The sequence below is a fragment of the Micromonospora sp. NPDC005173 genome (assembly GCF_040608515.1).
In the GTDB taxonomy this organism is placed as follows: domain Bacteria; phylum Actinomycetota; class Actinomycetes; order Mycobacteriales; family Micromonosporaceae; genus Micromonospora.
In genome coordinates this window covers 61,962-81,100 of record NZ_JBEXIK010000028.1, presented here as the reverse complement: position 1 = coordinate 81,100, position 19,139 = coordinate 61,962, and the positions used below count along the sequence as shown (strand labels likewise).

Sequence of the window (19,139 nt, the reverse complement as noted above, 5' to 3'; positions counted from 1 at the left end):
TCCTCCTGCACCACCACCGTCCCGAACTCCGTCCGGAACAACGAACCCGTCGGACAGACATCCAGGCAGGCCGCGTGCGTGCAGTGCTTACACACGTCCGACATCATCAACCAACGGAAATCGCTGCGCCCCTCCGCGCCGATGCCCCGACCCGGCGGCTGCGCACCCGGCATCCCGAGGAACTCCGGCCCGGCGGCCATCCGGGCCGCTGCCGGCGGCGAGCCGGACGGCAGACCCGGATCCGTCCCGGTGTCGGTGCTGGTACGCGCGCCGACCGCCGCCGTACTCGGGCTGACCGGCGGCCCGTCTGGTTCATGCTCGAACGCCGGCGTCGCCCAGCCGGCCGGGCGCGACTGCTCGACGAACGCGACGTGCCGCCACGAGTTCGCGGTCAGCGCCCCGGTGTTGTCGTAGGACATGCCGAGCAGGTCCAGGCCGGAGCCGGGCACCCCGTTCCACTCCTTGCAGGCCACCTCACACGCCTTGCAGCCGATGCAGACGCTGGTGTCGGTGAAGAACCCCATCCGCGGCGGGGCGTCCTCGTAGCCGGCGTCGGGCGCCGGGTCGAGCGGTCCGTACAGGCTGTTGGCGTGGGGCATCGGTCAGACCTCCGGGTCGCGGCCGCTGTCGGCGGCGTCGGTCGTGACCTGCGGTGGATAGTGCGGGCTGAGATCCCCCGACCGCCGTCGGTAGTCGACGAGGAGGTCCAGCAGGCCCTGGCCTCTCGGGCGTCGACCGGGCCGAACGTCACAGGTCCCGACCTTGCTCTCCTGGATCAGGACGTTCGGGTCGAGGCTGATGCCGAACAGGTCGTTGGCCGAGTCGCCGGTCACCAGACCCTCGAAGCCGAAGTGGTACGGCAACCAGACCTGATGGATGATCCGGCCGTCCACCCGCAGCGGGGTGAGCCGGTCGGTCACCAGCACCCGTGCCTCGATGGCCGCGCGGGCGCTGACCAGGTGGGCCCAGCCCAGGTGGTTGAGCCCTCGTTCGACCGCAAGTTCCGGCGACACCTCGACGAACATCTCCGGTTGCAGCTCGGCCAGCGGGCCGACCGTGCGGCTCATCGCGCCGGCGGTGTGGTGTTCGGTGAGCCGGCTGACCGTGAACACGTACGGAAACACCTCGCTGTACGGCTCCGGTGGGCTCGGGTTGAGCGTGTTGATCGGATGCGTGTAGACCTTGCGGGTCGGGTTGGCCTGCTGGCGGTAGAGCGGGTTGCGCACCGGTGACTCGACCGGCTCGTAATGGGTGGGCATCGGCCCGTCGAGCACGCCGGTGGGCGCGTACAGCCAGCCCTTGCCGTCGCCCTGGAGGACGAACGGGTCGTCACCGGCGATCCCGGCCACGCCTGAGGAGTCCGGGGGCGGCCGGTAGGACGGTGGTTTGGTCTTCTCGAAGTCCGGCACGTCGTAGCCGGTCCACTCGGCCTTCTGCGGGTCCCACCAGACGTACTTCTTGCGCTCACTCCAGGGTTTGCCGTCGGGGTCGGCGGAGGCGCGGTTGTAGAGGATCCGCCGGTTCGCCGGCCAGGCCCAACCCCACTCCGCGGCGACCCAGTCCTGCTCCGCGCCGGGCTTGCGGCGGGCGGCCTGGTTGACGCCGTCGGCGTAGACGCCGGTGTAGATCCAGCAGCCACCGGCGGTGGAACCATCGTCCTTCATCTCGGTGAACGTCGACAGCGGTCGACCACTGGCCACCTCGTAGCCGTTGATCTCGTACAGCACCGATTCGGCGCTCGGCTCGGCATTCGGCCCGTGCGTCGGGTAGTGCCAGTTCAGGTCGAGCAGCGCGCGGTCGCGGGGCTGCGTCGACTGTGCCAGTCGTTCCCTGATGATGCGGCCGAGGTGGTAGAAGAACCACAGCTCGGAGCGGGCGTCGCCCGGGGGTTCGACGGCCTTCTCGCGCCACTGCAGCAGCCGTTGGGTCTGGGTGAACGTGCCCTCCTTCTCCACGTGCGAGGCGGCGGGCAGGAAGAACACCTCCGTACGGCACTCCTCGGGCACGATCTCGCCAGTCTCGATCTCCGGCGCATGCTGCCAGAACGTGGCGCTTTCGATCATGAACAGGTCGCGGACCACGAGCCAGTCGAGGTTGGCCATCCCGAGCCGCTGGGCGCGGCCATGCGCGGAACCCACCGCCGGGTTCTGCCCGAGCAGGAAGTACCCCTTGATCTTTCCGTCGATCATGTTCAGCACCTGCTGATAGGTGCCATGGTCGCCGGTCATCCGGGGCATGTAGCCGTAGCAGTAGTCGTTCTCGGCGGTGGCCGCGTCCCCCCAGTACGCCTTGAGGAGGTTCACGCCGTAGGCACGGGCGTTACCCCAGAAGCCCTTCTGGCCGGGGTGGCGGATGCTGTCGACCCACTCGTCGAACGTCGGGTGGTCGGCGTGGTGCGGCATCGGCAGGTAGCCGGGCAGCAGGTTGAACAGCGTCGGGATGTCCGTGGAGCCCTGGATGCTGGCATGCCCCCGCAGCGCCATGACCCCGCCACCGGGGCGGCCCATGTTGCCGAGTAGCAGTTGGATGATCGCGCCGGTGCGGATGTACTGCACGCCCACGCTGTGCTGCGTCCACCCCACCGAGTAGATCAGCATCCCGGTACGTTCCCGGCCGGAATTCGCCGTCCAAGCCTGCGCCAACTCCAGGAACCTCTCCTGCGGAATGCCACAGACCCGTTCCACCATCTCCGGCGTGTACCGGGCGAAGTGCCGCTTCAGGACCTGGTACACGCAACGCGGATGCTGCAACGTCTCGTCCCGCAGGGTCTGCCCGTTGACCGGTGCGCCGTGCGACTCGTGCTCCAGCCCGGCCGCAGTCTCCCGCTGGGTTTCGGTGTCGCGGGTCCGGGCGTGCTGCCGCTGCCCTTCGTACCGCCAGCTGGACTGGTCGTAACTGGCGTTCTCCTCCTTGAAGCCGGAGAAGAGCCCGTGCAGATCCTCGGTGTCGCGGAACTCCTCGGTCAGGATCGTCGCGGCGTTGGTGTAGGCGACGACGTACTCGCGGAAGTCGAGTTCGTTGTCCAGGATGTAGCGCACCACCCCACCCAGCAGGGCGATATCCGTGCCCGCCCGGATCGGCAGGTACGAGTCGGCCAACGCGCTGGTCCGGGTGAACCGCGGATCGACATGGAACACCTTCGCGCCGCGCCGCTTGGCCTCCATCACCCACTGGAAACCCACCGGATGCGCCTCAGCCATGTTCGAACCCTGAATGACGATCACGTCAGCGTTGGCGATGTCCTGCTGGAAATCCGTCGCACCGCCACGACCGAAACTGGTCCCCAGACCGGGAACGGTGGAGGAGTGTCAAATACGGGCCTGGTTCTCGATTTGGAGCGCCCCCATCGCGGTGAACAACTTCTTGATGAGGTAGTTCTCCTCGTTGTCCAGCGTCGCCCCACCCAGACTGGAGATACCCAGCGTCCGGTTCAGCGGCCGACCCTGCGCGTCGACGTCCTCCCAGGTCTCCTCCCTGGCCGCCAACACCCGGTCGGCGATCATGTTCATCGCCGTGTCGAGATCGAGGTCCTCCCACTCCGTGCCGTACGGCCGGCGGTAGCGGATGGTCGTCTGCCGCAACGGGCTGGTCACCAGGCTCTTGCTGGCCGCGCCCTTCGGACAGAGCCGACCCCGCGAGATCGGACTGTCCGGATCACCCTCGATCTGACTGACCTGCCCGTCCTTGACGAACACCCGCTGACCGCAACCGACGGCACAGTAGGGGCAGACGGACTTGGCCACCGAGTCGGCCGTGTCGGTGCGGGCGGTGAGCGACAGGGAGCCGGCGGACTTGGCCGCGGCGCCTCGACCGAGCGGGTCCGTGCCGGTGAGCTGACGGTAGAGCGGCCAGCTTTCGACCCAGCGGCGCACCCCCATCGCTGCACCTTTCCGACGAAAGCGATAAAACATGAACAGACTGACAATAGATGAGTAGCCGTCCGGCCCGCAGCGGATCCCGCAGCAACCGCTCGTACGCCAGGGTGCGGCGGCCACCGTGCCGATCGCTCGCGGTCGATCAGGAATGGTGGATCGGGGTTTCCAGGTCGCTGAGCGGGCGACCCGAGCCGCCCCAGGCCTGGGCGACGATCTCGGCGGCGATCGCCACGGCCGTCTCCTCCGGCGTTCGCGCGCCCAGGTCCAGCCCGATGGGCGAGGAGAGCCGGGCCAGCGCGGCCTCGCTCACCCCGGCCTCGCGCAGCCGTCGCAGCCGGTCCACGTGCGTACGCCGGCTGCCCATCGCGCCGATGTAGCGAGCCGGGGTGTGCAGGGCGACCTCAAGCAGCGGTACGTCGAACTTCGGGTCGTGGGTCAGGACGCAGAGCACCGTACGGTCGTCGACGGACGTCGACTCCAGGTACCTGTGCGGCCATTGGACGACGAGGTCGTCGGCGTCCGGGAAGCGCGTACGGGTGGTGAACACCGGGCGGGCGTCGCAGACCGTGACGTGGTAGCCGAGGAACCGGCCGATCCGGGCCATCGCGGCGGCGAAGTCGATCGCCCCAAAGATGATCATGCGGGGTGGGGGCACGTACGACTGCACGAACACGGACACGTCGTCGAGTCGCTCCTCCCCCTGCCGACCCAGGTGCACCGTGCCGGTGGCGCCGAGGGCGAGCATGCCGGCCGCCTGCCGGGCCACCGCGTCATCCAGGTCGCCCGCGCCGAGGCTGCCCGCGACCCGGTCGGGCCAGATCACCAGTTGCGCGTTCTCCACCGAAGCCGTGGCGACCGGCCGGCCGTCGCGGATCGCGGCGAGCACCTCGTCGGGCTCGGTCAGGGCGACGTCCGGCTGGACCAGGATCTGGATGGTGCCGCCGCAGGTCAGGCCGACGTCGAACGCGTCGTCGTCGCTGACACCGAAGGTCTCGGTGCGGGCCTCGCCGGTCTCGACGGAGGTCAGGCAGAGGTCGTAGACGGCCCCCTCGACGCAGCCGCCGGAAATGCTGCCCAGGACCTCGCCGTGGGCGGAGACGGCCATCGCCGCGCCGGCCTGCCGAGGCGCCGACTGCCAGGTACGGACGACGGTCGCGACGGCGAACGCGACGCCGGCCGTGCGCCAGCCCGTCAACCCGTCAACGATGTCCCGCATGGCCGCACGATCCGTGAGCCCCGGCGGCACCGTCAACGGCGACCTAAGCAGTTGCTTAGGTCGCCGTTGACTTTGGCCCGCGTCGGGATGAGATTTTCCCGGACTGCGGAGGTGCGACATGCAGGTGCCGGCACCGTTCGAGTACGAGCGAGCCACCAGTGTGGACCATGCAATCAGCCTGTTGGAGCGGCTGGGCGGCACAGCGCGCCTGATCGCCGGCGGGCACAGCCTGCTGCCGATGATGAAGCTGCGGCTGGCCAACTTCGACTACCTGATCGACATCAACGATCTGCACGCCGAACTCGGCTACATCGAGACAGGCCCGGACGAGGTACGGATCGGCGCGCTCACCCGGCATCGGGAGCTGCTCGACTCCACCGAGCTGGCCGCGGCGTTCCCCATCTTCGCCGACGCCGAACGGGTGATCGCCGACCCGGTGGTACGCAACCGGGGCACGCTGGGCGGCTCGCTCTGCCAGGCCGACCCGTCCGAGGACCTCTCGGCGGTCTGCACAACGCTGGACGCGCGGTGCGTGATCCGTGGTCCGGGCGGTGCGGAGCGCGTCGTGTCCATGGAGGAGTTCCACGTCGGGCCGTACGAGACGGCCGTCGCCGACGGCGAGATCCTGGTCGAGATCCGGCTGCCGGTGCGGCCGGGCTGCGGCAGCGCGTACGAGAAGGTCGAGCGCCGGGCCGGCGACTGGGCCGTGGTGTCGGCCGGCGCGGCGGTGTGGCTCGACGACGGCGCGATCGTGGACGCCCGGGTCGGGCTCGCGGCGGTCGGCCCGAACACGACGGGCATCCCGGAGATCTCCGCGACGCTGCGCGGCCAGGAGCCCTCGGAGAGTCTGTTCGAGCAGGCCGGGGCGATCGCTGCGCGTAGCTGCGACCCGGCGACTGACCAGCGCGGCAGCGCCGACTACAAGCGGCATCTGGCCGCCGAGCTGACCAGGCGGACCCTGCGCCGGGCCGTCGAACGGGCGAGGAGCTGAGCATGCAGGTCACGATGACCGTCAACGACGTCGAGGTCACCCGCGAGATCGAGGCCCGGCTGCTGCTGGTGCACTTCCTGCGGGACGTGCTGGGCCTGACCGGCACGCACTGGGGCTGCGACACCAGCAACTGCGGCACCTGCGTGGTCTGGCTGGACGGCGAGCCGGTGAAGTCGTGCACCGTCCTCGCCGCGATGGCCGGCGGCCACCAGGTGCGCACCGTCGAAGGTCTCGCCAAGGGCGCAGAGCTCGACCCGATCCAGCAGGGCTTCATGCAGTGCCACGGCCTGCAGTGCGGCTTCTGCACGCCGGGGATGATGATGACCGCGCGGGCGCTGCTCGACCGGAACCCGGACCCGAGCGAGACGGAGATCCGCGAGGCGATCTCGGGTCAGATCTGCCGGTGCACGGGTTACGCCACGATCGTCCGCTCGGTCCGGTGGGCCGCCGTGGCCGAGGCGGAGGCCGCGGCCCGGGTCACCGAGACCACCGAATCGACCGAAGCCGGCGAGATCGCCGACGCAGGCCAGCCCGCGGAGGCCGTCGCATGACAACCGTGCACGAGCGCGTGGACACCTTCCACGACAACGACCAGAAGCCCGTCGGGTACGGCCGGATGCTGCGCAAGGAGGATCCGCGGTTCATCCGCGGTCGCGGCCGGTACGTCGACGACGTTCAACTGCCCGGCATGCTGCACCTCGCGATCCTCCGGTCGCCGGTGGCGCACGCCCGGATCGTCAGCATCGACACGAGCGCCGCCGAGGCGTCACCCGGGGTCAAGGCGGTGGTGACCGGGGCGATGCTGGCGCAGCAGGGCCTGGCCTGGATGCCGACCCTGTCCAACGACGTGCAGGCCGTGCTCGCCACCGACAAGGTGCGCTTCCAGGGCCAGGAGGTCGCGTTCGTCGTCGCCGAGGACCGGTACGCGGCGCGCGACGCGCTGGAGCTGATCGACGTCGAGTACGACATCCTCGACCCGGTGATCGACGCCCGTCGCGCGCTGGAGCCGGGTGCCCCGCTGATCCGCGACGACCTCGCGGACAAGGCGAACAACCACTGCTTCGACTGGGAGACCGGCGACGAGGCGGCCACGGAGGCGGTGTTCGCGCGCGCGGACGTCGTGGTGACGCAGGATCTCGTCTATCCCCGGGTGCATCCGGCGCCGATGGAGACGTGCGGGGCGGTCGCCGACTTCGACGCCGTCGACGGCAAGCTGCGGCTCTGGTCGACCACCCAGGCGCCGCACGCGCACCGCACCCTCTACGCCATCGTCGCGGGCATCCCCGAGCACAAGATCCAGGTGATCTCGCCGGACATCGGCGGCGGGTTCGGCAACAAGGTGCCGATCTACCCCGGGTACGTCTGCGCGATCGTCGCCTCGATCGTCACCGGCAAGCCGGTGAAGTGGATGGAGGACCGGTCGGAGAACCTGATCAGCACCGGCTTCGCCCGCGACTACATCATGCGCGGTGAGATCGCGGCGACCCGCGACGGACGGATCCTCGGCATCCGCACCAATGTGCTGGCCGACCACGGCGCCTTCAACGGCACCGCCGCGCCGGTGAAGTACCCGGCCGGCTTCTTCGGGGTCTTCACCGGCAGCTACGACATCGAGGCCGCCTACTGCAAGATGACGGCCGTCTACACCAACAAGGCGCCCGGCGGCGTGGCGTACGCCTGCTCGTTCCGGATCACCGAGGCCGTCTACCTGGTCGAGCGGATCGTCGACTGCCTCGCCGACGAGCTGGGCATGGACCCGGCCGAGCTGCGGCTGAAGAACTTCATCCAGCCGGAGCAGTTCCCGTACACGACGAAGACCGGCTGGGTGTACGACTCGGGCAACTACGAGCCGACGATGCGGCTGGCGATGGAGATGGCCGGCTACGACGAGTTGCGCCGCGAGCAGGCGGAGAAGCGGGCCCGGGGCGAGCTGATGGGCATCGGCATCGCGTTCTTCACCGAGGCGGTCGGCGCCGGCCCTCGCAAGGACATGGACATTCTCGGGCTGGGCATGGCGGACGGCTGCGAGCTGCGCGTCCACCCGACCGGCAAGGCCGTGGTACGGCTCAGCGTGCAGTCCCAAGGCCAGGGGCACGAGACGACGTTCGCGCAGATCGTCGCCGAGGAGATCGGGATCCCGCCGGCCGACATCGAGGTGCTGCACGGCGACACGGACAACACCCCGTTCGGCCTCGGCACGTACGGCAGCCGTTCGACGCCCGTGTCGGGTGCGGCGGCGGCCCTGGTGGCCCGCAAGGTCCGGGACAAGGCCCGGATCATCGCCTCGGGCATGCTCGAGGTCTCGGTGGCCGACCTGGAGTGGGACAAGGGCGCGTTCCACGTCAAGGGCGACCCGGGCACGTCCGTCACGATCCAGGACATCGCCCTGCGCGCGCACGGCGCCGGTGACCTGCCCGAGGGCATCGAGGGTGGGCTCGAGGCGCAGATCTGCTACAACCCGTCCAACCTGACGTACCCGCACGGCGCGTACATCTGCGTGGTGGACATCGACCCGGGCACCGCGCAGGTGACGGTGCGGCGGTTCATCGCGGTCGACGACTGCGGCACCCGGATCAACCCGATGATCATCGAGGGGCAGGTGCACGGCGGGTTGACCGACGGGGTCGGCATGGCGCTGATGGAGATGATCGCGTTCGACGAGGACGGCAACTGCCTCGGCGCGTCGCTGATGGACTACCTGATCCCGACGTCGCTGGAGGTGCCCGACTGGGAGACCGGCTTCACCGTCACCCCGTCGCCGCACCACCCGATCGGCGCGAAGGGTGTGGGCGAGTCCGCCACGGTGGGTTCGCCGCCGGCCATCGTCAACGCCGTCGTGGACGCCCTGAAGCCCTTCGGCGTACGGCACGCCGACATGCCGCTGACGCCGTCGCGGGTCTGGGACGCGATGCGCGGCCAGGCCCGTCCGCCGATCTGAGGGAGGCGACCATGACCACCATCGCGGAGCGCGCCCGGGAGCTGACCGTCTCCCGGGAGCCGTTCGTGCACGCCACCGTGGTCCGCACCCAGGACCCCACGTCGGCACGGCCGGGCGACGCCGCCGTGATCCGGTCGGACGGCTCGATCGAGGGCTTCGTCGGCGGGGTGTGCGCCGAAAGTTCGGTGCGGGCGGCCGCGCTCGACACCCTGCGCGACGGCACCGCGCTGCTGCTGCGGGTGCTGCCGGACGGCACTGCCCCGTTCCCCGAGGCGCCGGGGGCGCGGGTGGTGGTCAACCCGTGCCACTCCGGCGGCGCGATCGAGGTCTTCCTCCGGCCGATGCTGCCGCCGCCGGCACTGCGGGTGGTCGGCGACACTCCGATCAGCGCCGCGGTGGCGACCCTCGCCGCGTTCCTCGACTTCGACGTCGTCACCTCCGATGAGGACGCCGGCTGCACGGCGGTCGTGGTGGCTGGGCTCGGCCGGGGCGAGCAGGAGGCGATCCGGGCCGCACTGGACGCCGGCGTGGGGTTCGTCGCGCTGGTCGCCAGCGGCAGACGCGGCGCGGTCGTGCTCGACGAGTTGGAGTTGACCGACGCCGAACGGGCCCGTGTCCACTCACCGGCCGGGCTGGACATCGGGGCGTGTACGCCGCAGGAGATCGCCCTGTCCATCATGAGTGAGGTGGTCCGGGCGATCCGGGTGGACGGGCTGGCCCCGTCCTCGGGTGCGCCGGCGGCCCGGCCGCAGCAGGCCGTAGATCCGGTGTGCGGGATGACCGTGCTGGTCGGGTCGGAGACACCGCACGCGCGGGTCGACGGGCAGGACTTCTGGTTCTGCTGCGCCGGCTGCCTCGCGAGTTACACCGCGGCGTAGCCCGTGTTCCTGACCGGCCTGGTGCTCGCCGCGGGGGCGTCGGTGCGTCTCGGCGAGGCGAAGCAACTGCTCCCGTACCGGGGGCGCACGCTGCTCGACGCGACCCTGGAGCTGGCCCGCTCGTGCGGCTTCGACCAGTTGCTCGTGACCCTGGGCGGCGCGGCGGGCGGGATCCGCGCCCAGGTGGACCTGACCGGGTGTCAGGTCGTCGAGAACCCGGCGTTCAGCACCGGCTGCGGCTCATCGGTCAGCAGTGCGGCGCGGGCGGTGGACCCGCGCGCCGACGCGCTCGTGCTGCTGCTCGGTGACCAGCCCGGGGTACGCGCCGCCGACATCCGGCGGGTCGCCACGGCGGCTACTCCGCTGGCCGTGTGCCGGTACGCCGACGGGCTGGGCCATCCGTTCCGCTTCGGCCGCGAGGTCCTTCCCGAGCTGTACGACCTGCACGGCGACAAGGCCGTCTGGAAGCTGCTGCATTCCGGCCGCTACCCGGTGACCGAGGTGCCCGCCGACGGGCCGGTGCCGATCGACGTGGACACCCGCGCGGACTACGAGCGACTGCTGGCGGGCGAGGCATGAAGGACGCGCTGAGCGTCCGGCACCGCCTCGACGCCGTCGACTACCTGGTCGACGACGGCATGGCGATGGCCCTGTTCCTGGCGCTGCGGCTCGGCCGGCCACTGCTGCTGGAGGGCGAGCCGGGTGTCGGCAAGACCGCCGCCGCCAAGGCACTGGCCCGAGCGTTGGAGACGCCGCTGATCCGGCTGCAGTGCTACGAGGGGCTGACCGCCGGCGAGGCGCTCTACGAGTGGAACTATCAGCGGCAACTGCTGGCGATCCGGCTCGCCGAGGCGCAGCAAGCCAGGCTCACCGACGCGGACCTGTTCAGCGCCGAGTTCCTCCAGGAACGGCCGATCCTGCGGGCCGTACGCCATCAGGGGCCGGTCCCGCCGGTCCTGCTGATCGACGAGATCGACCGCGCCGACGACGAGTTCGAGGCGCTGCTGTTCGAGTTCCTCGGCGAGGCCGGCATCACGATCCCCGAGCTCGGCACGTTCGCCGCACGCACACCGCCCATCGTGGTGCTCACCTCCAACCGCAGCCGGGAGCTGCATGACGCGCTGCGTCGCCGCTGCCTGTACCACTGGATCGACTTTCCAGAGCCGGCCCGGGCCGTGGAGATCGTCCGCCGGGCCGTTCCGGGCGCGACCGAGCCGCTGGTCCAGACGGCGGTCCAGTTCATCGGCGGCGTACGCGGCCTGGAGTTGGAGAAGTCACCCGGGATGGCGGAGACCATCGACTGGGTGGCCGCGCTCGCCGTGCTGGGCGCCGCCGACCTGGCCGCCGACGACGTCCCCCGGACCCTCGGCACCATCGCCAAGACCCCCGACGACCGCGCCGTGGTCGCCGCCGCGCTCGGCGCCTACCAGGAGAGTCAGCCATGAAGATCACCAACGAGTTCGCGGTCACCGTCCCGATCGAGCGGGCCTGGGCGGTGCTCACCGACCTTGAGGGGATCGCGCCGTGCCTGCCGGGCGCCCAACTGACCGGCGTCGACGGCGACCTCTACCGGGGCAGGGTGAAGGTCAAGGTCGGGCCGGTCATCTCGGAGTTCGCGGGCACGGCACAGTTCGTCGAGAAGGACGACACGGCGTACCACGGGGTGATCGACGCGAAGGGCCGCGACGCCCGGTCGACCGGGAACGCCTCGGCGCTGGTCACCGCCCGGTTGCGGCCGGACGGCGACCGGACGCTGGTCAGCGTGGACACCGACCTGAAGATCTCGGGAAAGCTGGCCCAGTTCGGCAGCGGCATGATCAAGGAGGTGTCGGGCAAGCTGCTGGCCCAGTTCGTCGCCAACCTGGAGGCCAAGCTGGCGGCCGAGCAGGCGACGCCGGTCGCCGGGGGCACCGCGCCGGTGCCCGTCGCCCGGTCCGACTCCGAGCCCGTCGCGTCGGCGCCCGCCGCTCGGCAGGAAGCCGAGCCGGTCCCGGCCGCGTCCGCCGCGGCGGTCGCGACCACGCCCGGCACCGCTGCCGTAACGCCCGCACCGGTCCAGCCGTCGCCGGTAGCGCCGTCGGCCGCCAACTCCTCCCCCGCAGCGCCTTCCCCCGCCCGGCCGTCGGTCGCCGAGCCCTCAGCCGCCGACCGGTCGGCCGCCACCAGCCGGGCCGCGCCGGCCGTCGAGTCGGCGACCGCCGGCACGCGGACCACGCCGGCCCCCGAGCCGGAGGCGCTCGACCTGCTCAGCATCGCCGGGGGTTCGATCACCAAGCGGCTCGTACCAGTGATCGTGGGTCTCGTCGCGGTCGGCGCGGTGATCGCCTGGCTGGTCGCGCGTCGGTGAGCGCGGTCCTGCTGCGCGGGATCGACCGGGCCGCGTTCGCCGTGGCCCTCGCCGGCCGACTGCGGCACGCCGGCGTCCCGGCCGGGCTCACCGACGTCGACGACTTCGTCCGGGCGCTCGCCGCCAGCCCGCCCGACTCGATGTCCACGCTGTACTGGACCGCCCGGATCAGCCTGGTCCGGCGGCACTCCGATCTCGCCGCGTTCGACCGGGTCTTCGCGGCGGTCTTCGCGGACCCGCCACCCCTGCTGCCACCCTCGCGGTCCGCGCCCCCGGCGGAGGATCACGACGACGTGTACGTGCCGGTGCCCGCCGACACGGACGACACCGGCTCCGGCGGCGGACTGCCGTGGGCCACTCTGCCGCCGGCCGTCGCCGAGTCGACGGAAGCCGACGCCGCGCTGCGGCTGCCCGAGCGTCGTCCCAGCGCCCTCGCCGGGCTCGCCGACCGGCCGTTCGACGAACTCGACGCCGCGCAGGTCACGATGCTCGGCGACGCTCTGCGCGCGGCCGTCGCCGGCTGGCCGACCCGGCGCACCAGGCGGCACGCCGTCGGTTCGGCCGGACCGCGAATCGCACTGCGGCCGACCATCGCCCGTGCTCGGCGCACCGGATGGGAACCCGTCGAGATCGTTCGCGAGCGGCCGGTGCGGCGACCCCGCCGGGTCGTGCTGCTCTGTGACGTCAGCGAGTCGATGCGGGCGCAGGCGACCGCGTATCTGCACCTGATGCGGGCGTTCGCGGTGGTCGCCGACGCGGAGGTGTTCGCGTTCGCCACGAGACTGACCCGGCTCACGGTGGTGCTGCGACACACCTCGGCGGCCGAGGCCGTCGCGCAGGCCAGCGCCGCCGTGACCGACCGGTACGGCGGTACCCGGATCGCCACGAACCTGCGCGCCCTGCTCACCTCCCATCACGCCGACGTCGTACGCGGGGCCGTGGTGGTGATCGGCTCGGATGGCTGGGACAGCGACCCGCCCGACGAGTTGGCGGCCGTGATGGCCCGGCTGCGCCGCCGCGCGTACCGGATCGTCTGGTTGAATCCACGTGCCGGCGCCCCTGGCTTCGCTCCTCGGGCGGCGGGCATGGCCGCCGCGCTCCCCTATTGCGACCGGCTGCTGCCGGCCGGCACGTTCCAGGACCTGCTGGTCGCCGCCCGTCAGCTCCAGAGCGTCACGTGCACCGACGGCTTGAAGTGGCCGACGGTGACGCCCGCGCCGCGCATCATCGCCTGAATCGCCCGCGGGGTCGACGAGAACCGCCACAGCTCGTTGGCGGCCGACAGCGGCCCTGGGTTGGCGAGCACCTGTGAGTGCCACACCGCCTCGACAGTCGCGTGCGGCCCCACTACCTGCTTGAGTTGACCCTCGCGGAGGTCCGGCGCGACGGTGAACGCGAGCGCCGGTGAGACGCCCCGGCCCCGCTTGGCCTCGCCCAGCGCCGCCGCGTGGCTCTGGAATATCTGCTGCCGGTCGTCGGGCACCGCCAGCCGACGCAGCATCGCCGGGACCGCACCCAGGTCGGTGGCCGCCGACGGCCCGAGCAGCCAGGTCTGCTCCCGCAACTGCCCGGGGGACGCCGGCACGCCGGCGAGCGGATGGTCCGGGCCGGCGACGAGCACGAGCCGGTAGTTCATCATCGGCCGGCAGGCGATCGCCTGATCGACGACCGGCGGCTGCGGCCCGATCGCGATGTCCGCGGCGCGGGTCAGCAGCAGCGACTCGAACGCGCCCGGGTCGCCCACGCTCAACTCGACATCGAGGTCGGCGGCCCGCTTCGCGAACAGCTCGATCAGCCCCGGCGCGGCGAACTCGGCGAACAGGCTGGACGCGGCCACCCGCAGCAGCCGCCGGCCGCGCTTCGCGCCGCTCACCTCAAGCATCGTGCGGTCCTGTAGGCCCAGCAGCTCCGCCGCGCGGCTGGCCAGCCGCAGCCCGCCGGGGGTGAACGCGAGCCCCGCCGCGGTCTTGGTGAACAGCTTGTCCCCGAACTCCTTGCGTAGTTGTGCGACGTGAAGTGACACGGCCGACTCGGAGACCTGAAGCTCCGCGGCGGCCTGCTTGACGGACCCCAGCCGGACCACGGCGACGTACGCGCGCAGCTGCGTCGGGGTCATCGGCGTCACCCACCTCCCCGCCCGATCGCGTGGTTCGGCTCTCCATCGAGACGAACCACGATCATCTCCCGCTGAGCTGCCCCTCCGCCAGCGTCGGTTCACCCGAACCAGTGGCGGTGCTTCACAGGGTCTCAGGCCTGGTCCACGGCCGCGGGAACGCGCTTTTTGAGCCTGTTGACTCCGCATTCGGCGGCGTGCCGCCGCTGGTGGATCGTGGGGTCGAAGGTGGATGGCCGGTCGCTGCGGGCGGTCGCCTCACTGGCCGGTCGGACTGCATCCCACAATGAATAAACTAACAGTGATCTTGCGCGAGCGGTATCGGGCAGACGACCGACTGCCCAGGTCAGCAATGGTGGCTAGGTTCGTCCAATGCCCACCAACATGATCACTGCGAGATCCGCCGGCATCTATTCCCTCGGAGACCTGACCGTCAACCGGATCGGATTCGGCGCGATGCGCCTGACGGGCAACGGCGGCGCGGCGAGCGACCGCGCTCGGGTCATCGGCGTGCTGCGCCGGGCGATCGAGCTCGGCGTGAACCACATCGACACAGCGGCGTTCTACTTCACTCCGCTCCGGTCAGCGAACGAGTTGATCAACACGGCACTGTCGCCGTACGCCGATGACCTGGTCATCACCACGAAGGTCGGGCCGGGCCGCGACCCCTCGGGGGAATGGCTGCCGCTGGCCCGGCCGGACCAGCTGCGCGGGCAGGTCGAGGAGAACCTGCGCCAGCTCGGCCGCGACCATCTCGATGTCGTGAACCTGCGCCAGCACGGGCTGGACTCCGTCGCGGAGCACTTCGGCGCGCTGGCCAACCTGCGTGACGCCGGACTCATCCGGCATCTCGGCCTGGCGAACATTCGCCCGCAGCACCTCGCGCAGGCGCAGGCGATCGCCCCGGTGGTCTGCGTGCAGAACCCGTACGGCGTCGACACCCGCCGCATCCACGACCAGTTCGTGCGCACCTGCGGCGAACAGGGTGTCGCGTTCGTGCCGTTCTTCGCCATCGCCGGCGACAAACGTGAGGCCGGCGGAGTGGCCGCCAACGCGGCGGTGGAGGCCATCGCACGCACGCACGGCGCGACGCCGGCACAGGTGCGGATCGCATGGACCCTCAGCCGCGGGCCACACCTGCTGGCCATCCCCGGCACCGGAAACCCCGATCACCTGGTCGAGAACCTGGCCGCCGGTGCGCTGAGCCTGTCGCCGGACGAGTTGGCGACCCTCGAGTAACGGCGCCCGGCAGGGTGCAGCCCTGCCACGAGCCCACGATGGTCGACGAGAGGCCCGTCATTTGCCGACAGAGACGACGTCCATTCCCATCCCGCCGCCGAACAGATCATGGCTCGTTGCCCGAGGACTCATCCCCACTCACGGCCCTCGACGCGTCCTGGCCTTCGCGACCTTCGTCAACATGCTCGGAAGTGGCATCTTCATGGCCAGCGCCGTGCTCTTCTTCACCCGCTCGGTCGGACTCCCCCTCGCGCAGGTCGCCCTGGGCATGGGCGTCGCGGCCCTCGTCGGGCTGCTCGCCGGGATCCCGATCGGGCACCTCGCCGATCGGCGGGGCCCGCGCGAGATCTATCTGCTGACTCTGATCATCCGAGCCGCCACCATGGCCACACTCGCCTTCGTCCACACGTTCTGGCTGTTCGTCGTCGTGATCTGTCTGACCCAGCTCGCCCACTCAGCCGGCGGGGCGTCCCGCGGCCCGCTCGTGCGTGGCTTCGGCGGCACAAACCTGGCCCAGTACCGGGCCTATCTTCGTTCGGTCGCCAACCTCGCCGGATGCTGCGGTGCCCTCGCCGCCGGCGCCGCGGTGCAACTGGACACCCGCGCGGCTTACCTGGCCCTGGTCGTCGGCAACGCCATCAGTTTCGTGGCATGCGCCGCCATCATCACCCGGCTGCCCTCACTGCCACCGATCCCGGTGCCCCACCTGACCGGGCGCTGGATCGCACTGAAGGACAAGCCCTACATGGCAGTCACCGTGCTCGACGCCATCATGGGAATTCAGGGCCAGGTACTGGTCTTCGCGCTGCCGTTGTGGATCATCTTGCAGACCGACGCGCCACGCTGGTTCATCGGGGTGGCCGTGCTGGTCAACACCGCCCTCGTGGCGGCGCTCCAGGTCAGAGCGAGCCGGGGAATCGACACCAGCCCAGCGGCAGGTCGAGCCATGCGCCGTTCCGGGTTGGCGTTCCTGGTCGGGATGGCCCTGATCGCCGCCACGTCGACGATGCCCGGATGGCTCGCGGTCACGGTGATGACGCTCGGAGTCGCCGTGCACACCGTCGGCGAGCTGTGGCACGCGGCGGGCTCGCTCGAGTTGCAGTTCCGACTCGCGCCTCCGCACGCCCAGGGGCAGTACACCGGAGTCTCCGTGCTCGGCACGGGCCTGGCGAACGTCGCCGCCCCCTCCATCCTGGGCCTGCTCTGCGTCGCCTGGGGCGCCCCTGGCTGGTTGCTGATGGGCGGAATCTTCGTCGCGGTCGGGCTGGCCGCCCCGGCGGTCGTCCGGTGGGGCGAGCGAACACGTCTGGACCCGGCGGCGGCCGTCTAGGGTCGTGGACGTACGGAATCGGCTTGCTGGCTCGGGGGTGCGGGCCTACCGTCGTGGGGCACCTCCCGGTGCGCAGGTAACGGCTACTTCCGCTCTCAACGGGGAGACGTGGGTTCGAATCCCACCGCCACTTCGGGTGGCGTCGACCAGCGGCCCAGGTCACCTTGGCCCGCAAGGGCCGGTCGCCGTCGCCGCTTCGATCTCGGGAGGCGCGCTCACGCCGCACGCCCGGTGCGACGGACACGGCTACTTCTATGGTGCAGGCCCTGCAAGGGCCCCGCGGTTCGAACCCGCGAAACCGTGTCCAATTTTGATCTCGGGTGTGCGGCGTGACCACTCGCTACCGCTCACAAGATCGCAAACTCCGTTGCCCGACCGTCGGCGCCACCGCTACGGTCGTGACCGCACTTCCCGGTGCGCAGGTGACGGTTACATCTGGAGGGGTTCGGACCCCGGTGAAGGACCATCCGTCGCCGACCTCGATCTCGGGAAGCGCGACCACACCACACACCCGGTGCGCAGGCAACGGTTACTTCAGGGTTCCGCAGATGGGGGTTCGAGTCCCCCGACACCTTCGGGTGGATGGTTCAACGGACAGAACGGCGGACTAGTCCGTGGCCGATTCTGATCTCGGGTGTGTGGTGCGGTGGCGCCTTCCCGGCCGACTGACGTGGGGGACGTCATGGCCAAGTTCAACATCAAGCTGCGCAAGAGCCGACACCGGCCGGTGACCGCCGAGGGCGCGCCAGGCTTCACCCGTGAGCCGCGCATCGAGCTGTTCCTGCTCGGTGTGTCGAACATGGTCGGGGAGGACACCTTCTACGAGGGCGCCACCGACCGGGATGCCCGCTTCCGGGGCCTGGTCGCCGCCGTCGCCGTCACTGACCCCGACTGGTTCGCCCGTTTCGTGCCGTGGCTGCGCTCCGGCGCGATGATGCGCTCGGCGTCTGTGGTGGCGGCACTGGAAGGTGCCCGCGCCCAGGTCGCCGCGGAGATGCCGGGGTCGCGGGCGGTCGTGGACGCCGCGTTGCAGCGTGCGGACGAGCCGGGCGAGGCTCTGGCGTACTGGCTGGGTCGCCACGGCCGGGCGTTGCCCAAGCCGGTGAAGCGGGGCATCGCCGACGCGGCGGTCCGGCTGTACACCGAGCGGAGCCTGCTCAAGTACGACTCCGTCGGCAGCCCGGTGCGGTTCGGTGACGTCATCGACCTGACCCACCCCACCGCGAAGGACGGCCGGCAGGGTGACCTGTTCCGGCACGCGCTGGATCGGCGGCACCAGCGGGACAACCCGCTGCCGGCGTCGCTTCGGATGCTGGCGGCGCGGGACGCGCTCATGGCGTTGCCGGTCGCGCAGCGCAGGGAGGTCACCGATCCGGCGGAGCTGGGCGCGGCCGGTATGACGTGGGAGGCTCTGGCCGGCTGGCGACAGAGCGCGATGGACGCCGCGGCGTGGGAGTCGATCATCCCGAACATGGGCTATCTGGCGCTGCTGCGTAACCTGCGCAACTTCGACCAGGCCGGAGTCAGCGACGCCGTCGCGGAGACGGTGGCGGCCAAGCTCTCCGACCCGGGGGAGGTCTCCGCCTCGCGCGTGCTGCCGATGCGCTTCCTATCGGCGTACAACGCGACACCGAGCCTGCGGTGGGCGTACCCGCTGGAGAAGGCGTTGCAGCACGCCCTGGTGAACGTGCCCGCCCTGGACGGACGGACCCTGATCCTCATCGACACCTCCGGTTCGATGCAGAGCTCGTTCAGCAAGGACGGCTCACTGCGCTGCTGGGACGCCGCCACGGTGTTCGGCCTCGCGCTGGCCACCCGGGCACAGGCGGCAACGGTGGTGTCGTTCTCCCATGCCAGCCGGGTGTTCCCGGCGGTGGCGGGTGAGTCGGTACTGGCGGCGGTGCGCCGGTTCAAGGACGGCGGCTACTTCTACGGCATGGGAACCGACACCGAGAAGGCGGTACGGCAGCACTACGACCGGCACGACCGGGTGGTCATCCTCACCGATGAGCAGGCCCACTGGCACGGGGCCACCGACGTCGCCGCAGCGGTGCCCGCTGAGGTGCCGGTGTACACCTGGAATCTGGCCGGGTACCGGGTCGGACACACGCCGACCGTTGGCAACCGGCACACCTTCGGCGGCCTGTCCGACGCCGCGTTCGCGATGATCCCACTCATCGAGGCCGGATCCCGCGACCTGTGGCCCTTCTGA

At 70.8% G+C, this 19,139-nt stretch carries 15 protein-coding genes and 1 tRNA gene; 12 read left to right on the top strand and 4 right to left on the bottom strand.

The annotated features are described in order from the left end of the window. The 3 genes from ABZV00_RS25930 to ABZV00_RS25920 all read right to left on the bottom strand — a co-directional run. A partial coding sequence (locus tag ABZV00_RS25930) for a 4Fe-4S dicluster domain-containing protein (RefSeq protein ID WP_355610408.1) occupies positions 1 to 599 on the bottom strand: 599 nt, incomplete at its 3' end. Between the two features lie 3 nt (positions 600 to 602). Beyond that, positions 603 to 3,878 carry a formate dehydrogenase gene (gene fdh, locus ABZV00_RS25925; RefSeq protein WP_355610406.1) on the bottom strand — a complete coding sequence of 1,092 codons (3,276 nt, stop codon included), beginning with the start codon at positions 3,876 to 3,878 and terminating at the stop codon, positions 603 to 605. A gap of 139 nt (positions 3,879 to 4,017) precedes the next feature. After that, complete coding sequence (locus ABZV00_RS25920; protein WP_355610404.1) at positions 4,018 to 5,091, bottom strand: XdhC/CoxI family protein; 1,074 nt, start codon at positions 5,089 to 5,091, stop codon at positions 4,018 to 4,020. 118 nt (positions 5,092 to 5,209) lie between these two features. Between ABZV00_RS25920 and ABZV00_RS25915 the strand changes: the two genes are divergently transcribed. The 8 genes from ABZV00_RS25915 to ABZV00_RS25880 are packed head-to-tail and all read left to right on the top strand — an operon-like array spanning position 5,210 to position 13,480. Further along, complete coding sequence (locus ABZV00_RS25915; RefSeq protein ID WP_355610402.1) at positions 5,210 to 6,082, top strand: xanthine dehydrogenase family protein subunit M; 873 nt, start codon at positions 5,210 to 5,212, stop codon at positions 6,080 to 6,082. Between the two features lie 2 nt (positions 6,083 to 6,084). After that, positions 6,085 to 6,633, top strand: coding sequence for a (2Fe-2S)-binding protein (locus ABZV00_RS25910; protein WP_355610400.1), 549 nt, complete (start codon positions 6,085 to 6,087; stop codon positions 6,631 to 6,633). After that, the gene (locus ABZV00_RS25905) at positions 6,630 to 9,020 is read left to right on the top strand and encodes an aerobic carbon-monoxide dehydrogenase large subunit (protein ID WP_355610398.1); all 2,391 of its coding nucleotides are present in this window, start codon (positions 6,630 to 6,632) and stop codon (positions 9,018 to 9,020) included. Before ABZV00_RS25910 ends, ABZV00_RS25905 begins: the two co-directional genes overlap by 4 nt. Before the next feature lie 11 nt (positions 9,021 to 9,031). Further along, the gene (locus ABZV00_RS25900; RefSeq protein ID WP_355610396.1) at positions 9,032 to 9,898 is read left to right on the top strand and encodes an XdhC family protein; all 867 of its coding nucleotides are present in this window, start codon (positions 9,032 to 9,034) and stop codon (positions 9,896 to 9,898) included. A 3-nt stretch (positions 9,899 to 9,901) separates the two neighbouring features. Beyond that, a complete protein-coding gene (locus ABZV00_RS25895; RefSeq protein ID WP_355610394.1) occupies positions 9,902 to 10,477 on the top strand; it encodes a nucleotidyltransferase family protein in 576 nt (191 codons plus the stop codon). Beyond that, on the top strand, positions 10,474 to 11,343 hold the full coding sequence (locus tag ABZV00_RS25890; protein WP_355610392.1) for a MoxR family ATPase: 870 nt from the start codon (positions 10,474 to 10,476) through the stop codon (positions 11,341 to 11,343). Before ABZV00_RS25895 ends, ABZV00_RS25890 begins: the two co-directional genes overlap by 4 nt. Beyond that, positions 11,340 to 12,245 (top strand): SRPBCC domain-containing protein, encoded by a 906-nt coding sequence (locus tag ABZV00_RS25885; protein ID WP_355610390.1) that lies wholly within the window; start codon positions 11,340 to 11,342, stop codon positions 12,243 to 12,245. The genes ABZV00_RS25890 and ABZV00_RS25885 overlap by 4 nt, the downstream gene beginning before the upstream one ends. Next, positions 12,242 to 13,480, top strand: coding sequence for a VWA domain-containing protein (locus ABZV00_RS25880; RefSeq protein WP_355610388.1), 1,239 nt, complete (start codon positions 12,242 to 12,244; stop codon positions 13,478 to 13,480). The genes ABZV00_RS25885 and ABZV00_RS25880 overlap by 4 nt, the downstream gene beginning before the upstream one ends. Here ABZV00_RS25880 and ABZV00_RS25875 read toward each other — a convergent pair. Then, complete coding sequence (locus tag ABZV00_RS25875; protein ID WP_355610386.1) at positions 13,405 to 14,361, bottom strand: LysR family transcriptional regulator; 957 nt, start codon at positions 14,359 to 14,361, stop codon at positions 13,405 to 13,407. The genes ABZV00_RS25880 and ABZV00_RS25875 overlap by 76 nt on opposite strands. Before the next feature lie 369 nt (positions 14,362 to 14,730). Here ABZV00_RS25875 and ABZV00_RS25870 point away from each other — a divergent pair, with 369 nt between their 5' ends. The 4 genes from ABZV00_RS25870 (at position 14,731) to ABZV00_RS25855 (ending at position 19,139) form a co-directional block, all read left to right on the top strand. Further along, entirely contained in the window at positions 14,731 to 15,597 is an 867-nt protein-coding gene (locus ABZV00_RS25870; RefSeq protein WP_355610384.1) for an aldo/keto reductase, read from the top strand. 61 nt (positions 15,598 to 15,658) lie between these two features. Further along, positions 15,659 to 16,927: an MFS transporter gene (locus tag ABZV00_RS25865; protein ID WP_355610382.1), complete on the top strand. Its 1,269-nt coding sequence runs from the start codon at positions 15,659 to 15,661 to the stop codon at positions 16,925 to 16,927. 67 nt (positions 16,928 to 16,994) lie between these two features. Beyond that, positions 16,995 to 17,057, top strand: a tRNA-OTHER gene (locus ABZV00_RS25860). A 552-nt stretch (positions 17,058 to 17,609) separates the two neighbouring features. Beyond that, positions 17,610 to 19,139 carry a TROVE domain-containing protein gene (locus ABZV00_RS25855; RefSeq protein ID WP_355610380.1) on the top strand — a complete coding sequence of 510 codons (1,530 nt, stop codon included), beginning with the start codon at positions 17,610 to 17,612 and terminating at the stop codon, positions 19,137 to 19,139.